Annotated in this window: 12 protein-coding genes; 8 read left to right on the top strand and 4 right to left on the bottom strand. The window is 64.8% G+C overall.

The window, feature by feature from the left end; all coding sequences use genetic code 11:
- Positions 1-41 precede the first annotated feature (41 nt).
- Both IEX78_RS10240 and rsmA read left to right on the top strand, forming a co-directional pair.
- Complete coding sequence (locus IEX78_RS10240; protein WP_188828679.1) at positions 42-1,196, top strand: lipase family protein; 1,155 nt, start codon at positions 42-44, stop codon at positions 1,194-1,196.
- Between the two features lie 35 nt (positions 1,197-1,231).
- Positions 1,232-2,116 carry a 16S rRNA (adenine(1518)-N(6)/adenine(1519)-N(6))-dimethyltransferase RsmA gene (rsmA, locus tag IEX78_RS10235; RefSeq protein WP_188828678.1) on the top strand — a complete coding sequence of 295 codons (885 nt, stop codon included), beginning with the start codon at positions 1,232-1,234 and terminating at the stop codon, positions 2,114-2,116.
- Positions 2,117-2,164: 48 nt separating this feature from the next.
- Here the strand turns inward: rsmA and IEX78_RS10230 are convergent, their stop codons facing one another.
- A complete protein-coding gene (locus IEX78_RS10230) occupies positions 2,165-2,377 on the bottom strand; it encodes a copper ion binding protein (RefSeq protein WP_188828677.1) in 213 nt (70 codons plus the stop codon).
- A 137-nt stretch (positions 2,378-2,514) separates the two neighbouring features.
- On the opposite strand from IEX78_RS10230, the gene IEX78_RS10225 reads away from it, so the two are divergent.
- Both IEX78_RS10225 and IEX78_RS10220 read left to right on the top strand, forming a co-directional pair.
- Positions 2,515-3,435, top strand: a complete 921-nt coding sequence (locus IEX78_RS10225; protein WP_188828676.1) for a 4-(cytidine 5'-diphospho)-2-C-methyl-D-erythritol kinase — start codon at positions 2,515-2,517, stop codon at positions 3,433-3,435.
- 44 nt (positions 3,436-3,479) lie between these two features.
- Positions 3,480-5,264 carry an ABC-F family ATP-binding cassette domain-containing protein gene (locus tag IEX78_RS10220; protein WP_188828675.1) on the top strand — a complete coding sequence of 595 codons (1,785 nt, stop codon included), beginning with the start codon at positions 3,480-3,482 and terminating at the stop codon, positions 5,262-5,264.
- A gap of 3 nt (positions 5,265-5,267) precedes the next feature.
- On the opposite strand, the gene IEX78_RS10215 is transcribed toward IEX78_RS10220, so the two are convergent.
- Positions 5,268-6,104, bottom strand: coding sequence for an Abi-alpha family protein (locus IEX78_RS10215; protein ID WP_188828674.1), 837 nt, complete (start codon positions 6,102-6,104; stop codon positions 5,268-5,270).
- Positions 6,095-7,345, bottom strand: coding sequence for a DUF445 domain-containing protein (locus IEX78_RS10210; protein ID WP_229683856.1), 1,251 nt, complete (start codon positions 7,343-7,345; stop codon positions 6,095-6,097). The genes IEX78_RS10215 and IEX78_RS10210 overlap by 10 nt, the downstream gene beginning before the upstream one ends.
- Positions 7,346-7,739: 394 nt before the next feature.
- Here IEX78_RS10210 and IEX78_RS24185 point away from each other — a divergent pair, with 394 nt between their 5' ends.
- Complete coding sequence (locus tag IEX78_RS24185; protein WP_229683855.1) at positions 7,740-8,615, top strand: Abi-alpha family protein; 876 nt, start codon at positions 7,740-7,742, stop codon at positions 8,613-8,615.
- A gap of 217 nt (positions 8,616-8,832) precedes the next feature.
- Positions 8,833-9,447, top strand: a complete 615-nt coding sequence (locus tag IEX78_RS10200) for a nuclear transport factor 2 family protein (RefSeq protein WP_373291593.1) — start codon at positions 8,833-8,835, stop codon at positions 9,445-9,447.
- On the opposite strand, the gene IEX78_RS10195 is transcribed toward IEX78_RS10200, so the two are convergent.
- Positions 9,444-11,096, bottom strand: coding sequence for a peptide chain release factor 3 (locus tag IEX78_RS10195; protein ID WP_188828672.1), 1,653 nt, complete (start codon positions 11,094-11,096; stop codon positions 9,444-9,446). The two genes, IEX78_RS10200 and IEX78_RS10195, sit on opposite strands and share 4 nt — an antisense overlap.
- A gap of 370 nt (positions 11,097-11,466) precedes the next feature.
- Between IEX78_RS10195 and IEX78_RS10190 the strand changes: the two genes are divergently transcribed.
- Entirely contained in the window at positions 11,467-12,090 is a 624-nt protein-coding gene (locus IEX78_RS10190) for a 50S ribosomal protein L25/general stress protein Ctc (protein WP_188828671.1), read from the top strand.
- A 15-nt stretch (positions 12,091-12,105) separates the two neighbouring features.
- Positions 12,106-12,684 carry an aminoacyl-tRNA hydrolase gene (gene pth, locus IEX78_RS10185; RefSeq protein WP_188828670.1) on the top strand — a complete coding sequence of 193 codons (579 nt, stop codon included), beginning with the start codon at positions 12,106-12,108 and terminating at the stop codon, positions 12,682-12,684.
- Positions 12,685-12,722: the final 38 nt, after the last annotated feature.

The following is a 12,722-nucleotide window of genomic DNA, read 5'->3' as shown; positions in this document are numbered from 1 at the left end:
CACTCGCCAGACAATCCGTTGCCTGGCGAAAGAAAAGGCCGTTGTCGAAGAACTCCCTGCGCGTTGGTTTAGTCGCGACTGTCGCGGCCATCAGCTTGCTCGGCGCCGGGGTCGCACCCGCCGCCGGGCAAGAGCCTGGATCGGTCATTAGCGCGCAAGCTCGGCCCGCTGGCTGGCACGGCATGGATCGCGGGTCGGTTGTCGAGTACTGGACAACCGACTCGGCGGGCAACGCCCAACCGGCAAGCGGCTCGCTGTTTCTCCCCGCAGGCGATGCGCCAGCCACGGGCTGGCCGATCATCGCCTACGACCACGGCACAAGCGGGTCGGGCATGCACTGCGGCGGCCAGGCCGATCCCGAACTCGCGCCGCTGCCCATGATGCGCGCGGCCGAGGATCGACTCATCAAGCGCATGGTCGACGCCGGTTATGCCGTCGTCGCGCCCGACTACCTCGGCCTTGGCCGTTTCGACACGGGCCCGCATCCCTACCTTGAGGTGCGAAGCGAGGCGACAGCGACCATCGACCTAGTGCGCGCTGCCCGGGCAGCCAACGGCGACCTTTCGCGCACGTGGAGCGTCACCGGCGTCTCGCAGGGCGGTCACGCCGCGCTCAGCACGGCGTCCGTGCAGGCCAGCTACGCGCCGGAACTCGATTTCCGAGGCACCGCGACCATCGACCCCGCCTCAGACGTCGAAAAGATCCTGCCCCTCATCGGCCCGAGCATGCCCAAGCTTGAGGTGTTCGCGTCGGCGACCTCGTTCGTCGTCAGCATCTTGGCTGGCCTGCGCGCGGTGAACCCCGACGCCAACGTCGACTCCTACCTCACCCCGCGCGGCAAGGAAATCGTCGACGCGGGCGCGACCCAGTGCATCGACGAACTGCTGACGATCGGCAAGGGCCTCGCGCCCGCCGACATTCTCGCCCGTCCGCTTGAGGGCCTGCGCGGCCCGCTCGCCGACTACATGATGTTGCCAACGACGGGCTATCGCGACCCGGTTTTCCTGTCGATCAACGTCGCCGACACGATCGTCCCGTCCCCGCTGCACGCCGCGCTCGTCGCGCAGCTTGGGCTGGGCGGCGTCGACCAGCAGGTCGTGCTCGGCAACGGTCAGCACGGCTCGGTTTCGCCCGACCAGCTCGCTGCCTTCGACGGCTTCCTCGCGCGCATCAACGCGGCACCGCCGCAGCGCTGACACGTCGCACGCGCGTCGATTGGTAGGTTCTAGCGGTGTCCGAACCTGAGATTCCCGCTCGCGGAAGCGCCGCGCTACTCGGTCCCACCGAGGTGCGCACGCTCGCCGAACGCTTTGGCGTCCGCCCGACCAAACAGCTCGGACAGAACTTCGTCCACGACGCCAACACCGTGCGCCGGATCGTTTCGGCGGCAGGAGTTGGCAGCGCCGACACCGTGCTTGAGGTTGGTCCTGGCCTCGGTTCGCTGACGCTCGCGTTGCTCGACGTTGTCGACCAGGTGATCGCGGTTGAGATCGACCCAGTGCTGGCGAACTATCTGCCCGAAACCGTCGGTGACCGCGCACCCGAGCTCGCCGACCGGCTCAAGGTTGTCGAAGCCGACGCGCTGCGCGTGCGTCCCGATCAGCTGCCCGCCGAGCCGACCGCGCTCGTCGCGAACCTGCCCTACAACGTCGCGGTGCCGGTGTTGTTGCACCTGCTTGGGTCGTTGCCGAGCATCAAGGTTTCGCTTGTCATGGTGCAGCTTGAGGTCGCTGACCGGCTCGCCGCCCAACCTGGCAGCAAGGTCTATGGCGTGCCGAGCGTGAAGGCCGGTTTCTTTGGTCGCGTCCGCAAAGCGGGAAACGTTGGGACGCAAGTCTTTTGGCCCGTTCCGCGAGTCGAGTCCGGTCTGGTTCGCATTGATCGGTACGAAGAACCGCCATGGTCGATGGATGACGACCACCGCAGGCGCGTCTTCGCGGTGATCGACGCCGCCTTCGCGCAGCGGCGCAAAACCCTGCGCGCGGCCCTGTCGGGGTGGGCTGGTTCGCCTGCCGAAGCCGAACGACGACTGGTCGCCGCGGGCATCGACCCAACCGCGCGCGGTGAAACGTTGGATACGGCGGCTTATGTCCGCCTGGCCGCCCAGGCCAACTAAACGCGAAAACGGGACCGGCGTACCGGTCCCGTTTCGGGTTTGTAGACCTCAAGCCAGCGCGTAACCGGCTTCGTCGACGGCAGCCGCGACGTCGGCGTCGGCAATCGGCGCGTCGGCGGTGACTTCGACGCGACCGCTCGCCAGATCGACATTCACGCTGGTGACGCCGTCGATCTTGCCGATTTCCTCGGCGACCGAGCTGACGCAGTGGCCGCAGGTCATGCCGGTGACGGTGTAGGTGTTCGTGCTTGCTGTTGCCATGAGCCGACTCCTTCGCTGATACGTCCGGGGGGTATCCCCGTTGGAAATGAAGGTACCCCCCGAGGGTATTTGGTGCAACCCTTAGTGACGCGAAGATTTCCGTCAGATGTCAGAGCCACCCATTACGCTTGGTGATCGTGCTGTCAGTAGTGCCCAGCCCGGTCGTCGTGCGCGCCCCTTCGAAGGTGAATTTGCATCTCGGAGTCGGTGACCTGCGCCCTGACGGCTATCACGACCTCACCACCGTGTTCCAGGCGCTCTCGCTTGCCGACGAAGTCAAACTCGCGCCATCGAGCTCGCTCACGGTTCGCGTCACCGGCGAAGGCGCTGCCGACGTGCCGACCGACCGCAGCAACCTCGTTTCCAAAGCGGCCGTTCGACTCGCGCACCTCGCCGGTCGCGCTCCGCTCGTCGAAATCGCCATCAACAAGGGCATTCCCGTCGCTGGCGGGATGGCGGGTGGCAGTGCCGACGCCGCCGCCGCGCTCGTCGGCCTCAACGAACTGTGGGACCTCGGCATGAGCCGCGACGAGCTGTCGAAGGTGGGTGCCGAGCTCGGTAGCGACGTCCCGTTCGCGCTGCACGGCGGCACCGCGCTTGGTACCGGCCGCGGCGAACGGCTGCTTCCTGTGTTGTCGCGCAACACCTTTCACTGGGTGCTCGCCTTCGCGAAAACCGGCTTGTCCACTCCGACGGTTTTCGCAGAACTCGACCGGCTTCGCGCCGAAGGCCACCCGCCACGCCTGAACGACCCGCAAAAACTCATGCAGGCACTCGCGGGCGGCGACCCACGCGTCCTCGCGCCGCTGCTCGGCAACGACCTCCAAGCCGCCGCGCTCTCGCTTCGCCCCGAACTTCGTCGCACGTTGCGCGCGGGCACCGAAGCGGGCGCACTCGCTGGCCTCGTTTCCGGCTCCGGCCCAACGTGCGCGTTCCTCTGTGAGAGCGAAACCGCCGCCATCGCCGTTGCCGCCGAGTTAGCGGGCGCGGGCGTTTCCCGCAGCGTGCGCACCGCGAGCGGGCCGGTGCCCGGGGCACGTGTCGTTGAGCGTGAGTAGGCTCGTACGGCCATAGATCCACGCGGAAGGCGGCAGCTACCCATATGTCCAACCTGATCAACCTCGAACAGGTCTCCAAAAGCTTCGGTATCAAACCGCTGCTTGATGACGTTTCGCTCGGCGTACACGCGGGGGAGCGGATCGGGGTTGTCGGCCTCAACGGTGGTGGCAAGACCACCCTGCTTGAGGTGCTGACCGGCCTTGAGCCGCCCGACAAGGGCCGCGTGAGTCGGGTCGGTGGGCTGCGGATGGCCGTCGTGACCCAGCGTGGCGTGCTGCCCGACGACGCGACCGTTGGCGATGTCGTGCTCGCCGGGTTGTCTGATGACCTGTCAACGGTCGACATCGCCGAACATGAGTGGGCCGCCGACTCGCGCGTGCGCTCGATCCTCGAAGGCATCGGCATCGCCGGCCTCGGCCTCGATACCTCGGTCACCAACCTGTCCGGTGGCGAACGCCGACGCGTCGCGCTGGCCGCAGCGCTGGTTCGCGATCTCGACCTGCTCGTCCTCGACGAGCCGACCAACCACCTCGACATCGAAGGCGTGCAGTGGCTGGCCAACCACCTCGTCGCGCGTCGGACCGCGCTCGTCGTCGTGACCCACGATCGCTGGTTCCTCGACACCGTCGCGACCCGCACGTGGGAAGTCATCGGCGGCAAGGTCGAGGTTTACGAGGGCGGCTACGGCGACTGGATCTTCGCCCGCGCCGAACGTGCCAGGCAGGCTGACGCGTCCGAAGCGCGTCGGGCCAACCTCGCGCGCAAGGAACTCGCCTGGCTGCGTCGTGGCGCGAAAGCCCGCACGTCGAAGCCGCGCTACCGCGTTGAAGCCGCCGAAGCGCTAATCGCCGACGTACCGCCGCCACGCGACGCGGTGTCGCTCGCAGCGTTCGCCCGCAAGCGGCTCGGTCGCGTTGTCATTGAACTGGAAGACGCGTCGCTGTCGACGCCGGACGGTCGGCAACTTGTCGGCGACCTCACCTGGCGACTCGCTCCGGGCGAACGTGTTGGCCTTGTCGGCGTGAACGGCTCGGGCAAGACAACGCTGTTGCGCGCTCTCGCCGGCGCTGCCGAACCGACCACCGGCAAGCGGATTCAAGGTCAGACCGTCCAAATCGGTTGGCTGCGACAGGAACTCGACGATCTGCCGACCGATCTGCGCGTACTCGAAGCCGTGCAGCAGGTCGCGCAGCGAATCATGTTGGGCGACAAGGAAATCTCGGCAGGTCAGCTTGCCGAGCGCCTCGGCTTCACCCCTGCCCGTCAGCGCACGCCGGTCGGCGACCTGTCCGGTGGCGAGCGTCGTCGCTTGCAGCTCACTCGCATCCTGATGGCCGAACCCAACGTGCTGCTGCTCGACGAGCCGACCAACGACCTCGACATCGACACCCTGCAACAACTCGAGGACCTGCTCGACAACTGGGCTGGCACGCTCGTTGTGATCAGTCACGATCGCTACCTCGTCGAACGAATCTGCGATTCAACCTGGGCGCTTTTCGGCGACGGCAAACTCACCAACCTGCCCGGCGGCATCGACTCCTACCTGGCCAAACGCGCCCAACTCGCCACCCCGACGGTGAAGTCGGGGGTGAAAACTGGTGCGGCGCAATCAGATTCGGCAACCCGCCGCGCGGCGCAAAAGGAACTGTCGAAGCTGGAACGTTCGATCGCCAAGCTCGACGAGCGCGAAGCCAAACTGCACGCCGCGCTCGCCGAAGCGGCAACCGACCCCGACAAGCTGGTCAAACTCGGCGGCGAACTCAAAGCCGTTGTGGCCGAGAAAGAAGCGGCCGAGGAGCGGTGGCTTGAACTTGCTGAAGATCAGTAGCTATTAGGTAGCGGTTTCGCGCCCGTCAACAACAACGGGCAGGCAGGTGCGCACGAAGTCGGCGCCGAACTCGGTCAAGATGATCGACCGGTAGCTGACCTTCGTGCCAAAACCTGAGCGCTTCAACGCTTCTCGCACCGGTTCCTGCGCTTCGATGAGCTGGTACCGGTGCGGGTTGCTCACCGGTTCGCGCGTGAATTCGACCAGGCCAAGCCGTCGTAGGTTCGGCAGATACTGCGGCACCCGGTTCGGGAAGCGAAGGCCAGCGTGCTCGCCGATCAGCGTGAGGCCCGAGATCAGGCGCTCGCCGCCGAAGGCGCGTTGACGGCCGGTGCGCACGTCGATCGACGGCTGCGGCCCGTCGATGTGCAGAAAGCGCAGGATGCGAGCCTCGTCGGGGGTGATTTCGGCGAGGATGCCCGCATACGCCGGATGCGTATCGGGTTGGCTCGCATGCGTGCTCGCCGATAGTCGCAACAGTTGCGCGCCCTGCTCGCGCAACGTTGGCAAGTTCTGATCGCCGGAATGTTGCTGCGCCGTTGGTGGTAGGCCGAGCGCGTGCCGAAGTCGGTCGCGCACTTCAGTTTCGGCTTCAGCTAGCACTTCGTTAGGTGGGGTGCCCGCGAGCGTTCCGCGTAGCACCGTGACAGTGACGCCTAAGGCCGTATCGACTGTCCACAACGTAACCCCGGTTGCCGCGGTGAAGGCGACGCGTGCCACTCCGGTAGCCGCGCGCACCCCCATCGCCGGGGTGACATTCCGCCGCTCAGCGACGGTTTCGGGCAGTGGAACCGTATGTCGTACGACCTCCGTAGAAGGAGGGGGTTCGTCTACATCCATGTGGTTGCTACTCCCGTTCCGAAGACCAGAATATGAGCGTAGCCCGCGATGAGACCTAGCGCGCCGCCATGGACAAAAAGCAACCATTCATCTTGTTTGATTGCCGATCGCAGCATGTCGACGAAGTCATGCGGCGAAAGTTGCGACATTTGCCGGGCGATGAATTCATTGACTTGCAGACCCTGTTGCCGATTGAACTGCGGATCGGCGAACGCAAGCGGCGCGATCGTCATCGCCTCGGCGGTGAGCGTGGATTGCAGCGAATTGTATTCGCGGGCGCCGAGCATCAGTTTCACGGCGGGACGGGCGGGGCCAAGCGCACGGTCGGCGGCCGGGCGCATGGTGTCTTCCAGCATTTGTAATGTGCGATCCGAGCGCGGCCCGTTGAGCAATTCGTCGCCGATATTGGCGATGGTGAGCACCTCGGTCGAAACGAGTTGGGCGTAGCCCGCGGTAATTTCGTTCTGGCGCTTCATCAGCAAACCGCGCCGCCACGGGCACCACCACTTCGCTTCGGCGGGCGCGAAGATCATCGTGAGGCCGACCCAGTTCACGACCCAGCCAATCACGATGCCGCCCAAGGGAAGTACGACCATCGGCGACAGGCTCGTCATGTGCAGCGCGGCGACGAGCAAGAGCCCGCACGGTGCGCCGAAGTAGAAGCCGAAGTTCTGCATGAACCGAAGTTCCTTGGCCCCCAACACTTGAAAGAGCTGGTTGAGCAGCTGCGGTCGCGCCTGGAAGTAGCGGATGACCATCTGCTTGACGTCGATGAGCTGGTCGATGTTGGCACCAAGTTCGACGGTGAGGTCGCGCAGGATTTCGGGCAGTTGCGAGCGAACACGCTCGTGCACCATCTCGCGAACCTGGGTGGGCAGGTTGTACCAAAGCTGTGGATGTTCGCGTCGCAGAATGACTTCAACGATGTCGCGGATCTGGCCGTCGGCGACGCCAGCGAGATGTTCGGCCAGTTTTTCCGGGTCGAGTTCGCGGTAGAAATCCGAGACGCTGCCGAGTTTGGCGAGACCCTTATCCACGGCGATGCTCGCCATTTTGTCGGCGCGCGAAGGAACGATGCCCTGCCAGCCGATGCGACCGTCGTAGCTGAGCAAGGGCAGCACTTGGATGCGCTTGGGCAGGAACGGGTAGATCGTGCGCAGGCCGGGAAGTCGAACGCCGTGAAACTTGATGGGCTGGAACAACATCAAGATGCCGGTCCAGTTGGTTATGTAACCGATCACCCCTGTGAAAAGAGGAATGGTCACAATTTCGAGCAGGAGTGTCGGATGGAGACCGAACACACTTTCTAACACGACACCCTCCTGCCGATGACCAGTGCGCCGCATCACTGGTATCTGTAAAAAATTAGCACCCCCGCGGCGAGGTGACCCTACTGTGAGCTAGGGAACTAGGTCCATTCGCAGTGTGGGGGAGCACAATGTAGTGTCTGAGACATCAGTCACAGAGGTGTCTTCCGATGGCGTACTGGCATCGGCTTATCGCAATGATGATCAACGACACTTGGTGACCGATCACAAACCGAGCCAGGTTCGACCGCGGTGGAGCAGGGGTTCATCCGGGCACTAATCTGTGGGCGCGCGATCGTGCACACGCTGAGGGACTTCGGAGTAAGACGTGACAGACGACAGGACCGGACAGGATCTGGCCCGTGCCGGTAACCGCGCCGTCGAGCGCAGCTCGGATGTCGAGCAGCGCCAGATCAGCAACGAAGCCAGGCTCATTCGCGGAGTTTTCCGCGCCGCCGGGCTCGCCGCTGGCACCGCGGTGCGCGGCAGTCAGTGGGCCGTTGGCACCACCTACGAAGTCACCAAGGAGTTGGCGCAAGCCGCCCTCGATGGCGAGTCATCAGCCGACATCGCCGAACGCACTGGCAACGCGCTGCGGTCCATCGCGCGCAGCGCCCTTGGCGTCACCGAGGGTTCGGTGCGCGAGATCGTCAGCTACGTGCCGACCCCGAATGGGTCTACGCAGCAAGCTATTACGGTTGGCCCGTACCTGCGTTCGGCAAGCACCGAAGACCTGCGCAGGCGCGGCGACGCGTTGCTCGCGCGGTCGGCGGATGTGTACTTCACCGAAGACGTGCACCCGGCCTACGACCGCATCCTCGATGAGATCGCGCCCGACGAAGCGCGGATTCTGCGGTTCATGTCGCTCAACGGTCCGCAACCGTCGGTGGACGTGCGTACTAACCGTCCGCTCGGCATCGGCTCGGAGCTCGTCCAAGGCGACCTCACCTCGGTGCCCGAACAGGCGGGTGTGCGCTACCCCGACCGTGCCCGCTCCTATCTGATCAACCTCAACCGCCTCGGCCTGCTGCTCACCTCCGACGACCCGGTCGTGCTCAGTCGTTACATGGTCCTTGAGGTGCAGCCGGTAGTCGAGACCGCGCTCAAGAAGGCCGGTCGCGCGCCCAAGATCGTGCGTAAGAGCTTGCGGCTGTCGGAGTTCGGCGAGGACTTCTGCCGTACCTGCTTCACGATCGGGAGCTAACCCTCAGCAGCGTTGACACCAGGTCACGACCCGGTTTCGGCAGTACTAGCGATCTGATACAGATCGGCCGATGTGGCCGATTCGGTGGGATCGTTAAGGCATGGAGCCAGGCTCGGGACTGCCCAACGTGCACGTCGACGACGTTGTCGTGCCCGCTAGGCGCGGTCACGTGCCGGTGTTTCCCGGCGACGACACGCCACTTGTCGCCGGGCACGCGATGGGGGAGGACCAGATGGCCGACGTGCCACCTGTCGAAGGTGACGACTACGCCGACGACTTCGCGCCCGAAGAAACGGCAACCGCGCTGCCACCGGACGATCCCGACGACGCCACCGCGATCCGCAGGCTCAAATACCGCTACCTACGCACACTCGACACCAAATCTTGGGATGAATTCGCCGAAACGCTGATCCCCGAAGCGACAGCTACCTACAGCGAATATCTGCAATTCGAATCGCGCGACGCTTTCTTAGCTTTCCTACGCAATACCCTTGGGCCGCATGTGATTACCGAGCATCGCTGCGATCACCCGGAGATCGACATCGACGGCGACACCGCGACCGGCACCTGGTACCTGGCCGACACCGTGATTATCCCCGAGCACAACATGTGCCTACGCGGTGCCGCGTTCTACACCGACCACTACGTGCGCTGCGACGACGGCCACTGGCGCATCGCCCACACCGGCTACGAGCGCACCTACGAGGTTGTGCTTTCGCTGAGCGACCTGCCGAGTTTGCGGGTGACCGCGAGTCGGTGGGGCATGATCGCCCAGGAAAACCACATCTCGTCGGTGCGACGCGATCCTGGTCCCGAAGCTGAGTCTGCTTAGTCGGCGGTCGCGACCAGCGGTTCGAGCGTCAGGTTCGGGTGTTCCTTCTCGATGTACTGCAAGCGCCACTTGTCGCTGAACAGGGCCAAGATCGCGCCGTCGGTGCGGGTGAACACCTCGACGCCACGCTGTCGGTCGAGTTCGGCGGCCGACTCGGCGTCGGTGCGTCGCGCCAGCGAGTAGCCGAGGAAATCAAGCTGCGTTTCGACGTTGAATTCGCCCTGCATGCGGGCGGTGACAACCTCGAACTGCATCGGACCAACCGCGGCGAGCACCGGCGACTGCTCGCCACGCGCGTCGTTGCGCAACACCTGCACGACACCTTCGGAATCGAGCTGGTCGATGGCCTTGCGGAACTGCTTGTACTTGCCCGCGCTCTGGGCACGCAGCGTCGCGAAATGCTCGGGCGCGAAGCTCGGGATCGGCGGGTACTCGACCTTTTTGTCGACGAAGAGCGTGTGGCCGGGCGCGAGGGCGGTCGCGTTGACCAGGCCAACGACGTCGCCAGGGTAGGCGGTATCGACGGTGGTTCGTTCGCGACCGAACACCGTGAGCGCGTACTTGGTCGCGAACGGGCGACCGGTTTGCGCGTGCGTCACAACCATGCCGCGCTCGAATTCGCCCGAAACAATGCGCATGAACGCGAGCCGGTCGCGGTGGGCGGTGTCCATACCAGCCTGGACCTTGAAGATCACCGCGCTGAACGGGTCGGCGGTCTCGCGTTCCTTGCCGTTCACATCGGCACGCGAACCGGGCGCGGGCGCGAGCTCAACGAGCGTTTCGAGCAGCTGACGAACGCCGAAGTTGAGCATGGCCGACGCGTAGATCACCGGCGAGGTCTGGCCAGCGAGGAACAGTTCCTGGTCGTGGTCCTGGCCGGTCGCCGAGAGCAGTTCGCTTTCCTCGGCCGCGGTCGTCCATGCCTCGGCTTCGCGTTCGAACGCCTCGTCGGGGGTTAGCGATTCCTCGGGGGCGATGGTCGCGCCACCAGCGGTTCGGGTGAAGTGGATGTACTCCTCGGCCGCACCTTCGGCACCGCGACGCAGCAGCCCACGGAAATCGCCAGCAATACCGACCGGCAGGAACAGCGGCGTCGGCGTGAGACCGATGCGCTCGCTGATCTCGTCGAGCAGCTCAAGCGGTGCCTGACCTGGGCGGTCCCACTTGTTGATGACGGTGATGACCGGGATACCGCGATGGCGACACACCTGGAACAGCTTCAGCGTCTGCGGCTCAAGACCCTTCGCGGCGTCGATGAGCATGACCGCGGCGTCGACAGCGGTGAGCACGCGGTAAGTGTCTTCGGAGAAATCGGAGTGACCAGGGGTATCGACAAGATTGATGACATTGTCGATATCGGAGCCAGCGGCCCGATAATTGAATTGCAGCGCGGTGGAGCTCACCGAAATACCGCGCGCTTTTTCCATCTCCATCCAGTCCGAGACCGTCGACTTACGACCGGCCTTTCCGTGGATAGCGCCCGCCTCCGAGATCATCCGCGCGTGCAACGCCAGTGCCTCGGTGAGCGTCGACTTACCCGCGTCAGGGTGCGAGATCACCGCGAAAGTGCGCCTACGCGCGACTTCGGCGGGCAGTCCGCGTGGGGTGGGCGCGGAGCCGCCTTCGGGGACTGAAGCCTCGGTCAACACAGGGCCTTTCTGGGGGCGGTCGGGACACGCACGGCGTGAGTTAGCCAGCCTTTTCAGGGTAGTCGGCTTGCCAGATGAGCCTGCATCAGGCCCGCGCTGGCCGGGTAGGCCGGTTTTTTCCGGCTCGGCGGATGCGGTATGGTTGGCGGGTTGTCTCGGCGAGGGTGAGTTTCTCGACCTGCTGCGGAAAGCTTTTTCGCACGGTCCGAATTACTAACCGTGATCGACGCGGCTCGGCCTTTATGGGTCGTCCTCGTTCGTTCTTCGTCCGACGAGTAGACCAACCAGACCTGCCGCAGGTGCGATTGTTTCGCTGCCACGCGGGTTGACCCATGAAACCAGCCGGAAGAGCCGTAGGAGCGCATTCGTTATGTCCGACGTCAACCTGATCGAAGCCACTCCCCGCACCGAGTTCGGCAAGGGTGCCGCTCGCCGCACCCGTCGCGATGGCAACGTCCCCGCCGTGCTGTACGGGCACCAGAGTGAGCCCCAGCACCTCGCGCTCGACGCTCGTGCGTTCGCCGCGATCCTGCGTGCCCACGGCACCAACGCCGTGCTCAACCTGGTCATCGACGGCCAGCAGCAGCTCGCGATGACCAAGTCGGTTGTGGTGCACCCCATCCGCCGCTACATCGAGCACGCTGACCTGCTCATCATCAAGCGTGGCGAGCGCGTCACCACCGACGTGAACGTCGTCGTCGTTGGCGATGCCGCCGCGGGCACCCTGGTCACCCAGGAAGCCAACACCATCTCCATCGAGGCCGAGGCGCTGCACGTGCCCGAGACCATCAACGTGCTGGTCGAAGGCATCGAGGCTGGCACCCAGATCCTCGCGAGCGACCTGCAGCTGCCCGAGGGTGTCGCCCTCGGTGGCGACCCGGAGGCGCTGATCGTCAACGTCATCGCCGCGCCTTCGGCTGCCGCGATGGACGAAGAGGGCGAAGGCACCGCCGCTGACGCCGTCACCGCTGAGACCGCTCCCGAGTCTGAGTAAGACTCGTCCGGATTCATGACTGAATCCATTGGGCCCGCGCTCGTTGTCGGACTGGGTAACCCCGGCCCCGAATACGAGCGCACCCGCCACAATGTGGGCTTCCTGGTCGCCGACGTGCTCGCGCAGCGCGTCGGCGGCCGTTTTGCCATTCACAAGAAATCGGGTGCCGACCTGGTTGAAGCCCGGTTCAACGGGCGGCACGTGCTCATCGCCAAGCCGCGCACGTACATGAACCTCTCGGGCAAGCCCGTTGCCGCACTGGCGAAGTTCTTCTCGGTGCCTGCCACCTCGATCGTGGTTGTCCACGACGAGCTTGACCTCGACTTCGGCGTGGTGAAGCTCAAGCAGGGTGGCGGCGAAGGTGGGCACAACGGCTTGCGATCGATCTCACAAGCGTTGACTACCAAGGACTATCAGCGTGCGCGGGTGGGCATCAGCCGCCCACCAGGCCGCCAAGACCCCGCTGATTACGTGCTCAAGCCGTTTTCCGGGCCGGAGCGCAAAGAAGTTCCGGTGATCGCCGAACAGGCCGCAGACGCGGTGGAACTGCTGTTGCAGCTGGGCCTTGAAGGCGCGCAGAACCGGCTGCACTGAATGCATCACCGCGTCGGTTTTCCGCCGACGCGGTGATG

This window comes from Nocardia camponoti, assembly GCF_014646135.1.
Taxonomy (GTDB): domain Bacteria; phylum Actinomycetota; class Actinomycetes; order Mycobacteriales; family Mycobacteriaceae; genus Nocardia; species Nocardia camponoti.
Note: the sequence above shows the minus strand (reverse complement) of the source record. Positions and strands in the feature narration are given on the sequence as shown.